This window comes from Streptomyces sp. col6 (genome assembly GCF_008042035.1).
Lineage (GTDB): Bacteria > Actinomycetota > Actinomycetes > Streptomycetales > Streptomycetaceae > Streptomyces.
In genome coordinates, this window is the sequence record NZ_RDBL01000028.1 from 17494 (window position 1) to 33749 (window position 16256).

At 71.5% G+C, this 16256-nt stretch carries 16 protein-coding genes; 5 read left to right on the forward strand and 11 right to left on the reverse strand.

All coding sequences use genetic code 11. The features are described from left to right. Window positions 1-104: 104 nt before the first annotated feature. Entirely contained in the window at window positions 105-1472 is a 1368-nt protein-coding gene (locus EAO73_RS28985; protein WP_147974507.1) for an FAD-dependent oxidoreductase, read from the forward strand. 69 nt (window positions 1473-1541) lie between these two features. Here EAO73_RS28985 and EAO73_RS28990 read toward each other — a convergent pair whose 3' ends face one another. Together EAO73_RS28990 and EAO73_RS28995 are read right to left on the reverse strand one after the other, a co-directional pair. After that, window positions 1542-2594, reverse strand: a complete 1053-nt coding sequence (locus EAO73_RS28990; protein ID WP_147974508.1) for a chitinase — start codon at window positions 2592-2594, stop codon at window positions 1542-1544. Between the two features lie 125 nt (window positions 2595-2719). After that, a complete protein-coding gene (locus EAO73_RS28995) occupies window positions 2720-3316 on the reverse strand; it encodes a hypothetical protein (protein WP_147974509.1) in 597 nt (198 codons plus the stop codon). A 187-nt stretch (window positions 3317-3503) separates the two neighbouring features. Between EAO73_RS28995 and EAO73_RS29000 the strand changes: the two genes are divergently transcribed. Continuing rightward, on the forward strand, window positions 3504-4937 hold the full coding sequence (locus EAO73_RS29000) for a carotenoid oxygenase family protein (RefSeq protein ID WP_147974510.1): 1434 nt from the start codon (window positions 3504-3506) through the stop codon (window positions 4935-4937). A 28-nt stretch (window positions 4938-4965) separates the two neighbouring features. On the opposite strand, the gene EAO73_RS29005 is transcribed toward EAO73_RS29000, so the two are convergent. Further along, window positions 4966-6105 (reverse strand): DUF6777 domain-containing protein, encoded by a 1140-nt coding sequence (locus EAO73_RS29005; RefSeq protein ID WP_147974511.1) that lies wholly within the window; start codon window positions 6103-6105, stop codon window positions 4966-4968. A 188-nt stretch (window positions 6106-6293) separates the two neighbouring features. Here EAO73_RS29005 and EAO73_RS29010 point away from each other — a divergent pair, with 188 nt between their 5' ends. The 3 genes from EAO73_RS29010 to EAO73_RS29020 are packed head-to-tail and all read left to right on the forward strand — an operon-like array spanning window position 6294 to window position 9124. Next, a complete protein-coding gene (locus EAO73_RS29010) occupies window positions 6294-7145 on the forward strand; it encodes a YndJ family protein (protein ID WP_147974512.1) in 852 nt (283 codons plus the stop codon). Beyond that, entirely contained in the window at window positions 7142-7678 is a 537-nt protein-coding gene (locus EAO73_RS29015; protein ID WP_147974513.1) for a DUF1990 family protein, read from the forward strand. The genes EAO73_RS29010 and EAO73_RS29015 overlap by 4 nt, the downstream gene beginning before the upstream one ends. Window positions 7679-7720: 42 nt before the next feature. Beyond that, the gene (locus tag EAO73_RS29020) at window positions 7721-9124 is read left to right on the forward strand and encodes a lipase maturation factor family protein (RefSeq protein ID WP_147974514.1); all 1404 of its coding nucleotides are present in this window, start codon (window positions 7721-7723) and stop codon (window positions 9122-9124) included. Window positions 9125-9128: 4 nt separating this feature from the next. Here the strand turns inward: EAO73_RS29020 and EAO73_RS29025 are convergent, their stop codons facing one another. From EAO73_RS29025 to EAO73_RS29060, 8 genes are read right to left on the reverse strand one after another with little or no spacing between them, the layout of a single operon-like run. Then, window positions 9129-10478, reverse strand: a complete 1350-nt coding sequence (locus EAO73_RS29025) for an ammonium transporter (protein ID WP_147974515.1) — start codon at window positions 10476-10478, stop codon at window positions 9129-9131. A 40-nt stretch (window positions 10479-10518) separates the two neighbouring features. Beyond that, window positions 10519-11478: an urease accessory protein UreD gene (locus EAO73_RS29030; protein ID WP_147974516.1), complete on the reverse strand. Its 960-nt coding sequence runs from the start codon at window positions 11476-11478 to the stop codon at window positions 10519-10521. A gap of 1 nt (window position 11479) precedes the next feature. Then, window positions 11480-12100, reverse strand: coding sequence for an urease accessory protein UreG (gene ureG / locus EAO73_RS29035; protein WP_147974517.1), 621 nt, complete (start codon window positions 12098-12100; stop codon window positions 11480-11482). A gap of 29 nt (window positions 12101-12129) precedes the next feature. Then, window positions 12130-12876, reverse strand: coding sequence for an urease accessory protein UreF (locus EAO73_RS29040; protein WP_147974518.1), 747 nt, complete (start codon window positions 12874-12876; stop codon window positions 12130-12132). Window positions 12877-12881: 5 nt separating this feature from the next. Further along, window positions 12882-14606 carry an urease subunit alpha gene (gene ureC, locus EAO73_RS29045; protein ID WP_147974519.1) on the reverse strand — a complete coding sequence of 575 codons (1725 nt, stop codon included), beginning with the start codon at window positions 14604-14606 and terminating at the stop codon, window positions 12882-12884. Continuing rightward, entirely contained in the window at window positions 14606-15082 is a 477-nt protein-coding gene (locus EAO73_RS29050; protein WP_147974520.1) for an urease subunit beta, read from the reverse strand. Before EAO73_RS29050 ends, ureC begins: the two co-directional genes overlap by 1 nt. Then, a complete protein-coding gene (locus tag EAO73_RS29055) occupies window positions 15079-15939 on the reverse strand; it encodes a sirohydrochlorin chelatase (protein ID WP_147974521.1) in 861 nt (286 codons plus the stop codon). Before EAO73_RS29055 ends, EAO73_RS29050 begins: the two co-directional genes overlap by 4 nt. A 2-nt stretch (window positions 15940-15941) precedes the next feature. Then, window positions 15942-16247: an urease subunit gamma gene (locus EAO73_RS29060; RefSeq protein ID WP_018523064.1), complete on the reverse strand. Its 306-nt coding sequence runs from the start codon at window positions 16245-16247 to the stop codon at window positions 15942-15944. Window positions 16248-16256 lie beyond the last annotated feature (9 nt).

Below are 16256 nucleotides of genomic sequence, written 5' to 3' on the forward strand. Positions count from 1 at the left end.
AAACCGGGCCTGAGCAGGGGCTAACGTGTGCGTCGGGGGTCGACTAAGCCTTGCCTTACCAACCGGCCCTGCTCCTGATCGTCCGTTCGAAGGAACAGCTCGCCATGACACGCCCTGTCCGCGTCGCCATCGTCGGAGCCGGTCCCGCCGGCATCTACGCGGCGGACGCGCTGCTCAAATCCGACGCGGCCGCCGACCCGGGCGTCTCCATCGACCTGTTCGAGCGGATGCCCGCCCCCTTCGGCCTCATCCGCTACGGCGTGGCTCCCGACCACCCGCGCATCAAGGGCATCGTGCAGGCGCTGCACCAGGTCCTGGACAAGCCGCAGCTGCGCCTCTTCGGCAACGTCGACTACCCGAACGACCTGGACCTCGACGAGCTGCGCACGTTCTACGACGCGGTCATCTTCTCGACCGGCGCCGACGCGGACCGCGCCCTGGACATCCCGGGCAACGAGCTGGACGGCTCCTACGGTGCCGCCGACTTCGTCTCCTGGTACGACGGCCACCCGGACGTCCCGCGCACCTGGCCGCTGGAGGCCGAGAAGGTCGCCGTGCTGGGCGTCGGCAACGTCGCGCTGGACGTGGCCCGCATTCTCGCCAAGACCGCCGACGAGCTGCTGCCGACGGAGATCCCGGCCAACGTCTACGACGGCCTGAAGGCGAACAAGGCCCTGGAGGTGCACGTCTTCGGGCGGCGCGGTCCGGCCCAGGCCAAGTTCAGCCCGATGGAGCTGCGCGAGCTGGACCACTCGCCGAACATCGAGGTCATCGTCAATCCCGAGGACATCGACTACGACGCGGGTTCGATCGAGACCCGGCGTGGGAACAAGCAGGCCAACATGGTCGCCTCCACGCTGGAGAACTGGGCGATCCGCGACATCGGCGACCGCCCGCACAAGCTCTTCCTGCACTTCTTCGAGTCGCCCGTCGAGATCCTCGGCGAGGACGGCAAGGTCACCGGGCTGCGCACCGAGCGCACCGAGCTGGACGGCACGGGCAACGTGCGGGGCACCGGCGCCTTCCACGACTGGGACGTGCAGAGCGTCTACCGGGCGGTGGGCTACTACTCGCAGGAGCTGCCGAAGCTGCCCTTCGACATCGCGTCCGGCACGGTGCCGCACGCCGCGGGCCGGGTGCTCGCGGGCGACGAGCCGATGGAGTCGGTGTACGTCACCGGCTGGATCAAGCGGGGCCCGATCGGCCTGATCGGGCACACCAAGGGCGACGCCAACGAGACGGTCGCCTGCCTGCTGGAGGACCACGCCGCCGGCCGGCTGCCCGCCCCGGAGCGGCCCGAGCCCGAGGCCGTCACCGCCTTCCTGGAGGAGCGCGGCATCCGCTACACCACCCGCGAGGGCTGGTACCGCCTCGACGCCCACGAGCGCGCCCTCGGTGCCGCACAGGACCGTGAGCGGATCAAGGTCGTGGAGCGCGAGGGGATGCTGGACGCCTCGGAGGCCGGCCACTGACACCACGGCGAAGGCCCCGCACACCCAGAAGGGCGTGCGGGGCCTTCGCCCTGAGGGGGGTCTGTGGGATCAGCGCCCCTGGAGCGCCTTCACGTTGTCGCCGAAGGTCCAGTTCTTCGAGCCGTCCCAGTTCAGCGACCAGGTCATGAGGCCCTTGAGGCTGTTGCCGTAGTGGTTCCAGGCCTGCGAGACGAGGCCCGTCGACATGTAGCCGCCACCGGCGCCGGGCTGGGCGGGCAGACCGGGGACCTGCTTGTCGTACGGCACCCGGATCGTGGTGCCCTGGATGGTGAGGCCCTTGTCGAGGCAGTCGGTCTGCGCGGTGAAGCCCTCCACGGTCCCGGCGGAGTACGAGTCGCCGGAACAGCCGTACATGCTGCCGTTGTAGTACTGCATGTTCAGCCACCAGAGCCGGCCGTTGTCGGCGTACTTCTTGATGACCGGCAGATAGGCACCCCAGATCGAGCCGTAGACGATGCTGCCGCCGGTGACGTACGCCGTTTCGGGCGCCATGGTCAGGCCGAAGTTGGACGGCATCTGCGCGAGCACGCCGTCGATGATGCGGATCAGGTTGGACTGCGAGGCGGACAGCTGGCTGATGTTGCCGGTGCCGGTCAGGCCGGTCTCGATGTCGATGTCGATGCCGTCGAAGTTGTACTTCTTGAGGATCGGCACGACCGTGTCGACGAAGCGGTCGGCGACGGCGGTGGAGCTGAGGTCGATGCCCGCCGTGGCGCCGCCGATCGACATGAGGGTGGTCAGCCCGGACGCCTTCGCCTGGCACATCTCGGCGGGGGTCGGCACCTTGACCGTCGAGTCCATCCCGTCCTCCCACAGGACGGTGCCGTCCGAGAGGATGACCGGGAAGGCCGCGTTGATCACGTTGTAGCCGTGTTGCGGGATGCGGCTGTCGGTGACGGGGATCCAGCCCAGCGGCGGGTGCACGCCGTTGGAGGCGCCGTCCCAGTTCTCCCAGTAGCCCTGGAGCACCTTGCCCGACGGCTTCGACTTGACCGCACAGGTGTCGTCCTGCGCGGAACTCGGCGTGGCCGCGACGAGCATCTGGACGATGCACGCCGCCGCGAGGCCGGCCCCCAGCAGACGTGATGTGCGACCGAACATGGCGGGACCTCTTCCTGGAATGGCATGCCCCTGACAACACGCAAGCGGAATGACGAACGCCGCCCAACGTAAAGTGGTCCAGACCTTCCGTCAATAGGTCTGGACCAAAGTGGGGCCGGTGTGCCTCATGGGGAGGCGTGCTCGTTGCGGGCCCGCTCACGCACCCGGTCCGGATACTTCTCGGTGACCCGGACGGCGATCACCAGCAGGACGATCGGGATGATCCAGTTGAACCAGTCACGGCCGGACGAGGTGTGCAGCGCGAGCAGACCCAGCAGCGCGGTCGCAGCGAAGACCGTGCCCCACAGCAACGTGAGCACCCGGTTGACGTGGTGGAACACCGGCGAGTCCCACACCTCGCGGGGTGTGGTCTCCCGGGCGTACTGCTCGGTGAACGGAACGAACGCCAGCGAGCCGAGCGCCACCACCGCGATCACGGCACTGGACAGCACCTGGGCGTACTTCTCCACCCAGTCGAGGTCCTGACGGTCCAGGAACAGCGCCAGCACGCTCAGCACCGCGAAGAAGACGATGCCGGTGACCTCCAGGGCCTTGAAGGAGCCCCGGAGCATGTCGGGCAGGTTGAGCACCAGGGCGGCCACCAGACCGGCCAGTGCGGCGTACTCCCAGGTACTGGGAGAGGCCACGACGATGAAAATGATCCACGGGGCGAACGCGAAGAACAGATTCCCGGTCCGCCGCCCGGAACGGGTTTCAGCCACCGGACACCTCCCAGGGTGTGGCCCGGAACGGCGATGTGCCGCGTCTTCCATGGTGGGCCCGGGAGGCGAACGCCGCATTCCGCGTACCCGCGAGACGCGTTGCGGCGGACCGGGGCCGGGGATTGAATGAAGAGTCAGCCCGGCCCGTATCCGGGTGCGCCCCCACGTCCCGGCAAGGGAGGCCGCCATGGCCGCACATGCCGCACATGCCTTCGACCCGAGCCGCGTGGTCCATCTCTCCGGCCGCTTCGCCCCCGTCACCGAGGAGGTCGACGAGGCCGAACTGAACGTGACGGGAGCCCTGCCCGACGAGCTGGACGGGGTGTTCCTGCGCAACGGGCCCAACCCCCGCTTCACGCCGGTCGGTTCGTACCTCTACCCGATCGACGGCGACGGCATGCTGCACGGGGTGTGGATCTCCGGCGGCCGGGCCCGCTACCGCAACCGGTTCGTCCGGACACCCGCCGTGGTCGCCGAGGAGCGGGCCGGGCGTGCGCTGTGGGGCGGGATCGAGTCGATGATCCTGCCCCAGGCGCCGGACGTCGAGCCGGAGTTGGCCGGCACCTTCCGCGACATGCCCGACATCAACGTGGTCCGCCACGGGGGACGGCTGCTGGCGCTCGCCGAGTCCGACTGCCCGTTCCTCATGACGCCGGACCTGCGGACGGTCGGCAAGGAGACGTTCGGCGGGGCGCTGCCGGCCGGCATCACCGCGCATCCGAAGACCGATCCGATCACGGGCGAGATGCTCGTCTTCTGCTACGGCCTGGAGGCGCCGTACCTCACCTGGTCCGCGATCGGCCCGCTGGGCGACGTGGTCAGCGGCCCCACCCTCGTCGAGGGGGTCGACGAGCCGATGATGATCCACGACATGGCGATCACCCCGCGCTTCCTGGTGCTGGTGCTGGCGCCGGTGTTCTTCGACATCGAGGCCGCCATGAGCGGCGGCTCCATGATCGACTGGCGGCCCGAACGCGGCACCCGGGTCGCCCTGATCCCGCGCGACGGGAGTCCGGTGCGCTGGGCCTCGGACGACGCCTTCTGGCTGTGGCACACGGTCAACGCGTACGACTCCGAGCCCAGCGGCGGAGACGTGGTGCTGGACTATGTGCAGTGGACCCGCCTCTCCCTGGGCGCGCCCGTCGAGGGCGCGGCGCCCAACCACGCGGGCCTGGTGCGCGCGGTCATCGACCCCGCGACCGGCACGATGCACCGCACGGTGCTGGACGACGCCCGGATGGAACTCCCCCGCACCGACGACCGGCTGATCGGCAGGCGCCACCGGCAGCTCGCCGTGGCCTCGGACTCGGGCGACCCGGACCTGCTGCCGGGCGAGTTCGACGAACTGCGCTGGTACGACGGCAACGACCCGTCCGGTACGCATGTCGCGTGGCGGGCCGGGAACCTCTCGGTCGGCGAGCCGGTCTTCGCCCCCGTCCCGGGCACCGGACCCGGTGAGGGCGGTTACTGGATGACGTACGCCACCGACCGCACCGACGCGAGCAGCTGGCTGCTCGTCATCCCGTCCGAGGACCCGGCGTCGGGGCCGGTGGCCCGGGTGCGCATACCGGTCCGGGTCCCGTTGGGCCTCCACGGGAACTGGCTGCCGACCGAGGAGTGAGCGCGTCGGCCCGTACAGGACCTGGTGATCAGTCGTCCCGGGGCAGTCGGATGGACGTGGGCGGCGCCTCGCTCACGGGCGGCTCGTCCGGCTCCGACGGATCGCCGGACGGCTCGTCCGTGGGGTCGCCGGTCGGCGTGGGGCAGTGTGTCTCCCCGGGCGACCGGGCGGGAAGACCGCCGGCCACAGCCGGTTGACCGGGCGGCGTCGGCGTGTCCGTCGTCGGGCAGTCCTCCGGCGGCCGGGTGGGGGACGGTGACGGCTCCGGCGTCCTGTCGGGGCGCGGGGACGCGCTCGGCGTCCCGGGCTTCCTCGTACTCGGGGGCGGCAGATCGGGGAGCGGGCCGGTGATGTCGGTGCCGGGGTCGTAGGGCGGCGGCACTTCGGGCTCGCGGTCGCCGGCGCCCTCGTCACCGGCGGGCCGCGCGATCCAGCTGTGGTGCACCACATCGACGATGACCAGCTCCGCCACCGGCCGCGCGGCGGGCTCGATGACGACGGTGCGCGCCGGGTCGAACCCCTTCCACCGCTCCCCCGCACCGGCAGCGGCGCCCCCCTCTCCGGTCGGCGGGGCCAACGGGTTGCCGCAGGCGCAGCGGACCCGGGGCAGCCCCCGGCCGTCCACCATGACCGCGGTGCCGGCCTGGAGGACGGACTGGTACGTGGTGACGGCCCCGGCCCGGAAGCCGTGCCCGGTGACCAGCGTGTCGGCGCGCAGCTGGACGGGGGTCAGGCCGCGCAGAAAGCCGGCGAGACGGTCCCGCGGCACCGACACGGTGCGGGCGAAGGCCTCCTCCCTCGCCGGGTCGACAGCCAGCATCCGGATCAGGGCCTCGACGTCGCAGGACGGAACGGCGCGCGTACCGGCGTACAGCCCCGGTGTCGATCCGGTGCGGGTGACCTCTTTTCCCTTGCCGGGCGCGGACGGCGAACGGGGCGCCCCGGACCGCGTGGCGTCCGGCCGCACGACCGGACCGCCCGCGATGGAGGCGGTGAAGGGAGCGGTGCCGGGGTCGGCGGCGGGCTGGAGGAGTACGTCGCCCGCGCCGGCCGTCCCGGTGGAGGGGCCGCCGCCTTCGGAGGTGTCCCGGGTGCAGCCCGTGGCGAGGAGGAAGCCGGCGGAGAGCAGGGCGAGCACGGTGTGCCGCAGTCGTATGCGTGAGTGCACGAGAAGGTCTCCTGCCTGGTCACCGGTCTCCCGGTCGCTCCCCCCATGTCTGCCGCACATCGGTCGGCCCCGCAAGCCAACCGCCTCCCGGGAGGCGTGCGCCACTGCCGTCTTGAACGCGTTCAAGTAACCCCGTAGAGTCTGCGGCGACGACGGTTTGAACGCGTTCAACTCGGGGATGGTGAGTCATGTCGGTCCTTGTCGGGCTGATCGTGATGCTGGGAATGCTGGTGATCGTGCCGGCCGGGCTGCGGCTCGCGGACGCGCCGGAGCTGGACCGGATCAGGCGGTTCTGGCCGGTGTTCGCCGCCCCGGGCGCGATCTCGCTGTGGCTGCCGCGCGGCACGGCCGCCACGGTCCTGGCCCTCTGCTACGGAATCGGGGCCGTGCTCCTCGCGCTGCACGCCGTGCCGCGCGCCGCCCGCCACGACGGCCCGCTGCGGTCCCGGACGACGGCGCCGGCCCAGATCGCCCTGCTCACCGCGCTGGTGACCCCGGCCGTCGCCGCCACCGCGCTGGTCGCCGAACGCGCCGGGCACCCGCTCTTCGGCTTCGGCCTCGGGATCCTGGCGCTGACCGTGCCGCACTTCCACTTCGCCGGGTTCGCCGCCGCCCTGGTCGCGGGTCTGGTGAGCCGGGTGGCCGACGGCCCGGCGGGCCGGTTCGCCGCGCTCAGCGTGCCCCTGGGCACCCTGTTCGTACTGGCCGGCTACTTCATCGGCGACTGGGCCGAACTCGCCGGGGCAGTCGTCCTGACCGCCGGCATGTGGACCGTGGCGCTGCTGACCTGGCGCACGGTCCGGCCCGCCCACCGCGACCGCGCCACCCGCCTGCTGCTCGCCGTTTCGGCCGCCGTGCTCGCGGTGACCATGGTCCTCGCCCTGACCTGGGCGCTGGGCGAGGCGACGGGGCTGCCGCACCCCGGCCTGCTCTGGATGGCCGCCACCCACGGCGTGGGCAACGCCCTGGGTTTCGCACTCTGCTCGGTCCTCGCCTGGCAGCGCCTGCACCTCCACCACGACGAAGGAAGCACCCGATGAGCAGCCTCAGCTACCCGGAGGCGGGCGCCACCCGTCTCGGCCCGCTCCCCGACGGCTACCACCACCTGCACCACCGCACCACGGTCGGGCGCGGGCGCGCCGACTTCGAGGCGGCCGGCGCGGCGATCACCGAGTTCCGCATGCACCGCGGATCCGGGGCGCGCGTCGAGGCGTCCGCGCCACGCGCCGACGCGGGGACGGCCGTTCGGGTGGCGGTGCAGGCGGGACCGCTGCGGCTCGCCGTCCCCTGCCGGGTGATCTGGGCCGAGTACGGTCCCGCGCGGATCGGGTTCGGCTACGGGACGGTCACCGGCCATCCCGAGTGCGGCGAGGAGTGCTTCGTCGCCGAACTCGCGGAGGACGGCACGGTCTCGTTCAGGGTGATGGCGTTCAGCCGGCCCGCCCGCTGGTACTCACGGCTCGCCGGTCCGCTCGTACCGCCGCTCCAGAGGTGGTACGCCCGCCGGCTCGGCCGCACCCTGCGCCGCATCGTCACGCAGGAGCGCGAGCGGCGCGAGGCGCCGAGCCGGTGAACCGGTGAGCCCCGGAACACCGGCGGGCCGATACTGGTACCGATGGAGTGGTTCACCGCTGACGGGTACTGGCTCGGCCGGCTGGTCTTCCAGAAGGCCCTCGCCGTCATCTACCTGACCGCCTTCCTCACCGCGGCGCTGCAGTTCCGGGCGCTGATCGGTGAGCGCGGCATGCTGCCCGCCGGCGGGGTCCTGCGGCGCACGGACTGGCGGACCGCCCCGGGGCTCTTCCGCCTCCACTTCTCCGACCGTTTCTTCGCCGTGGTCGCCTGGGCCGGCTGCGCCGTCTCCGTCGCACTGATCGCGGGCGCGGACAACCATGTGCCGCTGGGGGCCGCGATGGCGCTGTGGGCGCTGCCGTGGCTGCTGTATCTCTCGATCGTGCAGGTGGGCGGGGTGTGGTACGGCTTCGGCTGGGAATCGCTGCTCCTGGAGACGGGTTTCCTCGCCGTCTTCCTGGGGAACGCGGGCAGCGCGCCGCCCGTGCTCGTGCTGTGGCTGCTTCGGTGGGTGCTGTTCCGGCTGGAGTTCGGCGCCGGGCTCATCAAATGGCGCGGTGACTCCTGCTGGCGGAATCTGACGTGTCTGGACTTCCACCACGAGACGCAGCCGATGCCGGGGCCGCTGAGCTGGTTCTTCCACCGTCTCCCCCGGCCCGCGCACCGCGTCGAGGTCGCGGCCAACCATGTGACCCAGCTGCTGGTCCCGGTACTGCTGTTCACCCCGCAGCCGGTGGCGAGCTTCGCGGCGGGCCTGATGATCGTCACCCAGATGTGGCTGGTGCTCTCCGGCAACTTCGCCTGGCTCAACTGGCTGACCATCACGCTCGCCCTGCCGGTCATCGACTGGTCGCCGCTGACCGAGCCGCCCGCCCAGCGGGGCGCACCCGTCTGGTACGCGGTACTGGTCGTCGCCGTCACCGCGCTGGTCCTGGTACTGAGCTACCGCCCCGCCCGCAACCTGGTCTCCCGCCGCCAGGTGATGAACCGGTCGTTCGACCCGCTGCACCTGGTCAACACGTACGGCGCTTTCGGCAGCATCAGCCGGGTCCGCCTGGAGGTGGTGGTGGAGGGCACCGAGGACGCGGTGGTCCACCCGGGCACGGTGTGGAAGGAGTACGGCTTCAAGGGCAAGCCGGGTGATCCGCGCCGGCTGCCGCGCCAGTTCGCCCCGTACCATCTGCGGCTGGACTGGATGATGTGGTTCGCGGCGCTCTCGCCCGCGTACGCCCGGTCCTGGTTCGGCCCGTTCGTGGAGCGGCTGCTGGAGAACGACCGGGACACGCTGCGGCTGCTGCGGCACAACCCGTTCCCGGACGCCCCGCCGGCGCAGGTCCGGGCCCGGGTCTTCCGCTACCGCTTCACCACCTGGCGCGAACTGCGGGCCACCGGCTGCTGGTGGCACCGCACCTTCGTACGCGACTTCCTGCGCCCCACGAGGGCGTAGCGGGCTACTTCTCGCTCTCGCGGGCCCGCAGCAGCCGGCTGATCTGCTGGACCAGTTCGTCGTCGCTCGCCACCCGCCGCCCGGAGACCAGGGCGCCCAGGCGCTCGGCGGTCTGGAAGTCGTACGCGCGCTCGGCCTCTTCGCCGGGCACGGTGGCGTACTCCTCCTTCGCCCGGAAGCCGACGGTCAGGTCGACCGCCTTCGCGATGATCCAGGTGAGGATGAACGAGAACGCGATCACGGAGACGATCGCGACGAGCTGCTTGCCGAGCAGGCCCCAGCCGCCTCCGTAGAACAGGCCCTCCTTGCCGCTGACGCGCGCGGTGGCGAAGAGGCCCACCATGACCAGACCGATCAGGCCGCCCACGCCGTGCACCCCGACCACGTCGAGCGTGTCGTCCACGCCGAAGCGGAACTTGAGCGTGATCGCGTACGCGCTCACCGCACCGACGACGAGACCGGTGATCACCGCGCCCAGCGTGTTGATCTCGCCGCACGCGGGAGTGATGGCGACCATGCCCGCGACGGCCGACGAGACGACGCCCATGGTGGTCACCCGGCCGGTGCGCCACTTCTCGACCAGCGGCCAGGTCACCATGGCGCCCGCCGCGCCGAGCTGGGTGTTGATGAACGCCGCGGCGGCCGTGCCCTGGTCGGTGAGCGCGGAGCCGGAGTTGAAGCCGAACCAGCCGAACCACAGGAGTCCCACGCCGACGACCACGAGCGGGATGTTGTTGGGGCGCTCCTCACGGCGGGCGAAGTCGCGCGGAGCGCGCAGCACCAGCGCGACGGCGAGCCCGGCCACCCCCGAGTTGAGTTCGACCGGCAGCCCGCCGGCGAAGTCCAGGGCGCCGAGGTGCTTCACGATCCAGCCGTCCTTGTCGAACACCCAGTGCGCGAGGGGGATGTAGACGATCAGCAGCCACAGCACGACGAAGACGAGCCAGCCCCGCATGGTGGCGCGGTCGGCGATCGAACCGCTGATCAGCGCCACGGTGATGACGGCGAAGCCCATCTGGAACGTGCTGTAGATGTACGTGGGGATGGCCCCGGTCAGCGTGTTCAGTTCGATGCCCTTCATGAACACGTGGTCCAGGTTCCCGATGAGCCCGGCGCCGCCCACATCGGACCCGAACGCCAGGGTGTAGCCGATGACCCACCAGACGAGGGTGCCGAAGGCCAGCGCGGCGAAGCTCATCTTGATCATCATGAGCACGTGCCGGGTGCGCACCATGCCGCCGTAGAAGAACGCGAGGCCGGGTGTCATCAGCAGGACCATGGCGGTGGCGGCGAGCAGCCAGGCCGTGTCCCCGGAGTCGTACGCGGCCGGCATGGGCGCGGGAGCGGTGATCATCGGCAATACCTCGTGTAGGAGAGGGGCGGGACGGGAAGCGCTAGGGCTTGCGCAGATCGGGCGGCGGGTGGCCGGTGAGCAGCAGGCGTACGGCGTCCCAGGCCGCCCGGTGCGCGGCGGCGACCCTGACCGGGCTGTCGTCGAGGAGCCGGAGCCACGCGCCGCAGTCCCGGGGCAGGACGCTCACCCCGTACAGGACGCCGAGCCCGGCCAGTGACTCGTGCAGGGTGTCGGCGAGCGCGGCGGCGGGAACGCGGTCGGTCACCACGAACAGCGAGGCGACGTGGTCGTGGCCGGCGAACACCCCGGGGCCGAGGACTCCGGCCCCCGGCTGCCGGGGCGTCAGGCGCAGGGTGTCGACTGCGAGGAGGGTGCCGTCGGGCCGGCTGATGCGCAGGTCGGTGGCGAGCGTCCGGTAGGCGTGGCGTTCGCCCCGGGCGAGCCGGCCGGCGGTGAGGGTGTCACCGGCCAGGACCGTGGCGCCGGGCGCGACGGTGATCTCGGTGCTCTGGTAGAACCGCGCGTCCGCGAACGGGATCAGCGGGTCGGGGAGGTATTCGACGTAACTGCCCGCATCGGCCGTCAGGTGCACCCGCTGGCTCGCGTAGTCGTGCTCCATCCGGAAGATCTTGGTCGCGGCCTGGGTCGTCAGATGGACCTGGGTGTCCGGGCCGCAGCGGAAGTCCATCCGGTAGCGGTCGGCCTGGGCGACGCCACCGCCGGTCGCCATCAGATAGACGTACGCCATGCCGGGCTGTGCGGGGTCGATCCACAGCGGCTTCATGATCTGCAGCGGTGTCTTCTGGTAGCGCCCGACGAGTTCGGTGCGCCCGCCCCGTACGGCGAAGTCGAGGTCGAGGATGCCGACCTTGGCCGGGGAGCCGGGGGCCAGTGTGTCCGGGACGGAGGCCAGGGCCGCCACGTCCGGGGGGACGCGGACGGCGGTGTAGTACTCCGCGTCGAGCCGGCCGGCCTTCGGCCGCTGCGGGGCGAGCGGCATGTCAGATCAGCACCTTGCGGCGGGATTCGAGGTAGCCGGCGATCTCGTCGACGCCCACGCCGGTCAGGCAGTCGGTGAGGACGACGGGACCGTCGCCCCGGACCCGGTGCGCGTCGGACTCCATGACGTTGATGTCCGTACGCACGTACTGCGCGATGTCGATCTTGTTGATGACCAGGAGGTCGGAGTCGGTGATGCCGGGGCCGCGCTTGCGGGGCATCTTCTCGCCCTCCGCCGTGTCGAGCACGAAGAGGAAGAGGTCGACCAGGGCCGGGCTGAACGTCAGGGTGAGGTTGTCGCCGCCCGACTCGTAGAGGAGCGTGTCGGTGTCCGGGAAGCGCTCCAGCATCTCGGCGCCGGCCGCGAGGTTCATCGTCGGGTCGTCGCGTACAGCGGTGTGCGGGCAGGCGCCCGTCTCGACGCCGACGACGCGCTCGGGTTCGAGGACGCCGGCCAGCGTGCGGCGCACGTGCTGGGCGTCCTCCTGGGTGTAGATGTCGTTGGTGATGACGGCGGGGCGGTGGCCGCGCGCGATGAGGACCGGGACCAGCGCCTCGATGAGCGCGGTCTTGCCGGAGCCGACGGGTCCGCCGATGCCGACCCGCAGTACGTTGTCGTCCATGGTGCTCCTTGGGGTGTCGTGGTGGGTGCTCAGCTGGCGAAGAGGCGTGCCTCGGCGCGTTCATGACGGCCCGACATGACGTCCGAGGCGAAGACGGTGGCGCCGACGTCGTCGAGTTCCCTGCGCAGCGCCGCGTCGGCGGTGGCCTCGATGACGGGTGCGGCGCCCCTGAGCAGGGTCTGCGTCGTACGGTGGTCGGTCAGCCGGAGCCGCAGGGCGGCGCCCGCGAAGCTGGCGCAGAACGCGAACAGGTCGGCGGCGACGGCCTGCCGGACCGGGACACCGGTCGCCGCGTAGACGACACCGGCCGCCACCGCCTGGGTGCCCGGGGCCTCCCGGCGCACGACCCGCTCGTAGTAGTCGCCGATCTCCGGGCGGCCGAAGACCTCGTGGCCCAGGTCCAGGAGCTGGCGCCCGGTCCGGGTCGCGGCCTGGCGCATCTCCCGGCCGAGCTTCGTGGCGAAGAGGTGCTCGTCGATCCGGACCACCGCCTCCGGATCGCCCGCCGCGGTCGCCCGGTGGGCGAGGGCGAGCGCGGTGGCGTCGGCGGGGCCGACCCCGTGCAGCAGCAGGTCCGCCAGCAGCGACGGCAGGCTGTCCGCGTCCACGGCGCCCGCCTGCGCGTAGGCCTCCAGGCTGTGCGAGAGCGTGTAGAAGCCGCTCGGGAACGCCGAGTCGGTCAGCTGGAGACTGACGAGAAGCGGTCCCAGGCCCGTGGCGGCCGTGGCCGCGGCCGGGCCGGGTTCGCCCGCGGTGTCGCCCTCCTTGCGGTACATCGGCCCTAGACCAGGAAGTAGAGGTGGTTCAGGGGCAGCTTCTCGGCCGGGTCGATGGTGGCGACCTTGCCGTTGAGCGTGACCTTGAACGTCTCCGGGTCGACCTGGACATCCGGCAGCACGTCGTTGCGGACCATGTTGTGCTTGCCGATGGTGCGGGTGCGGCGCACGGGCAGGACCTTGCGTTCCAGCCCGAGCCGCTCCGGCACGCCGGCGGCGATGCCCGCCTGCGACATGAACGTGGCGTGCGTGGCCTGGAGCGCCTTGCCGTACTGGCCGAACATCGGCCGGTAGGTGACCGGCTGCGGGGTCGGCAGCGAGGCGTTGGGGTCGCCCATCTGCGCCCAGGAGACGAGGCCGCCCTTGATGACCATCTTCGGCTTGGCGGCGAAGGAGTGGATGGGCCAGAGCACGATGTCGGCGAGCTTGCCCTTCTCGATCGAGCCCACGTAGTCGGAGATGCCCGTGGCGATGGCGGGGTTGATGGTGAGCTTGGCGAGGTAGCGCAGCACCCGCTGGTTGTCGTTGCGCTCCGAGTCGCCCTCCAGCACACCGAGCTTGTCCTTGCAGTGGTGCGCGGTCTGGAAGGCCCGGGTGACCGACTCGCCGATGCGGCCCATCGCCTGGGAGTCGGAGGAGAACATGCTGATCACACCGAGGTCGTGCAGCACCGACTCGGCGGCGATCGTCTCGGCCCGCACCCGGCTGTCGGCGAAGGAGACGTCCTCGGGGATCTCGCGGCTCAGGTGGTGGCAGACCATCACCATGTCGAGGAGTTCGTCCACCGAGTTCTTGGTGTACGGCAGCGTCGGGTTGGTCGACGACGGCAGGACGTTGGGCTCGCCGGTGACGCGCAGGATGTCGGGGGCGTGGCCGCCGCCCGCGCCCTCGCTGTGGAAGGTGTGGATGGCGCGGCCGTCGATGGCGGAGCGGGTGTCCTCGAAGAACCCGCCCTCGTTCAGGCTGTCGGTGTGGATGGCCACCTGGACGTCGTGCTCGTCCGCGACGTTCAGCGCGTTGTCGATCACGGCCGGGGTGGAGCCCCAGTCCTCGTGCACCTTGAGCGCGCAGGCACCCGCGACGACCTGCTCCTCCAGGGCGCCCGGCAGGCTGCCGTTGCCCTTGCCCATGATGCCGAGGTTGACCGGAAGCGTCTCGGCGGCCTGGAGCAGCAGACCGATGTTGTACGGGCCGGGGGTGCAGGTGGTGCCGTTGGAGCCGTCCGTGGGGCCGGTGCCGCCGCCGATGAGGGTGGTGATGCCGTTCGTCAGCGCCTGTTCGGCCTGTTGCGGGGCGATCAGGTGGACGTGGCTGTCGATGGCGCCCGCGGTGGCGATCAAGTGCTCGCCGGCGATGGCCTCCGTGCCGGGGCCGATGACCAGGTCCGGGTCGACGTTGTTCTGGGTCTGCGGGTTGCCGGACTTGCCGATGCCGACGATGAAGCCGTCCTTGATGCCGATGTCGCACTTGACGACGCCCACCATCGGGTCGATGACGACCACGTTGGTGATGACGGTGTCGAGCGCGCCCTGGGCGGCGGTGGCCTGCGGGTCGGAGGCCATGCCGTCGCGCATGGTCTTGCCGCCGCCGTAGACGACCTCGTCGCCGTACAGGCCCTCGCTGTAGTCCTTCTCGACCTCGACGACGAGGTTGGTGTCGGCGAGGTGGAAGCGGTCGCCGACCGTCGGGCCGAACATGTCGGTGTACTGCTTGCGGGGCAGGATGGGCATCAGCGCGAACCCTTCTTCTTGTCCTTGGCGGCCTTGGAACCCTTGGCCCCGTCCTTGCCCGCGCCCTTGGACTGCGCCTTGGAGCCGGACCCGGCGGGCTTGTTCTGCGCCCCCTGGAAGCCGCGTTCGATGGCCCTGCGGACGGCTTCGACGCGTGCGGGGTGGGAGGCGAGGCTGCCGTTGAGCAGTCCGCTGAAGCCGGTGAGCCGGCCGGTTCCGGCGTACGCGCAGAGCTCGACCTCGCGCGTTCCGCCGGGCTCGAACCGTACGGAGGTGCCTGCGGCGATGTTGAGGTGCATGCCGAGGGTCGCCTCGCGGTCGAAGGAGAGCGCCGAGTTCACCTCGAAGAAGTGGTAGTGCGACCCGATCTGCACCGCCCGGTCGCCGGTGTTGCTCACGGTGACCTTGAGCGTGCGGCGGCCCGCGTTGAGTTCGATGGGGCCGTCCCCGTACAGATACTGCTGACGGAACGTCATGCGATGCTCCTGATGCCTCGGTCCGCTCCAGCGGCGGACGGGTGGTGGTGATGCCGGTGGCCGGTCGTGGGGCCGTGCTCGTGGGGGTGTCCGTGCGCGTGGTCGTGGCTGTGACCGTGGCCCTCGCCCGGCGGGTGGGTGTGCGCGTGGCCGTGGTGGTCGGCCGCCGCGAGGCCCGTCGTGATGCCGTCGTCACCGTGCTCGCTCCAGCGCCGGCGCGCGTCGGCCGCGCGCTCGTCCAGCACGCGGCGCAGGGCGGATTCCGGCACGAGAGGGCCCGCGTCCGCCACCGGCACCGCCGCCTCGCCGACCGGGCACACCTCCGTGAACGAGGCGGGCAGCAGCGCCACGCTCGCCGCGCCGAGCAGCCCGCAGCGCCGGACGCCCTGGGCGGGGTCCGGGTCGCCCCCGTCGAACGCGACCTCGACGAGGCCGTGGCGCCCGTAGCGGCGTACGAGGGCGGCGACCCGGTACAGCTCGGCGTCCTCGAACGGGTCGCCGGACGGGGCGCTGACAAGGAGCGCGGAGTCGGCGGGCACCCGGCCGGCGGCGGCCCGCAGATGGGCGACGAGATGCTGGGCGGTGCCGAACGGCTCCCCGAGCAGCACCTCTCCCGGGCCGGCGCCGGGCACGGCGCGCAGGGTGCGGGCGGTGTCCGCGACGAGACCGGGTTCACGGCCGAGGGTCATCGGGACGACGACGACGCGCTCGCCCCGGCGCAGGTGGGCGGCGACGGCGCGGAAGAGGGCGCGCCCGTTGGGGACGACACCCACGCCCGGGTCGAGACGTCCCTCCAGCGCCCGGCCGTACGCGGCTTCGTGGCCGCAGACGGCGATGACGGCCGCGTTCCGGGCCATGGTCAGCCGCCGATGGGGTCGTGGACGGAGACCAGCTTGGTGCCGTCCACGAAGGACGCCTCGACCTGGAGGAGGCCGAGCATCTCCCGTACGCCGGGCATGGTCGCGTCCTCGCCCACGATGTGGCGGCCCAGCTCCATGCAGTCCGCGACGCTCTTCCCGTCGCGGGCTGCTTCGAGGATCGCCTCGGTGATCAGCGCGACCGACTCGCTGTAGTTGAGCTTGAGGCCACGGTCCTGGCGCTTGCGGGCCAGGTCGGCCACAACGTACACGAGCAATTTGTCGATCTCGCGGGGGGCGAGGTTCATCGGGGGTAC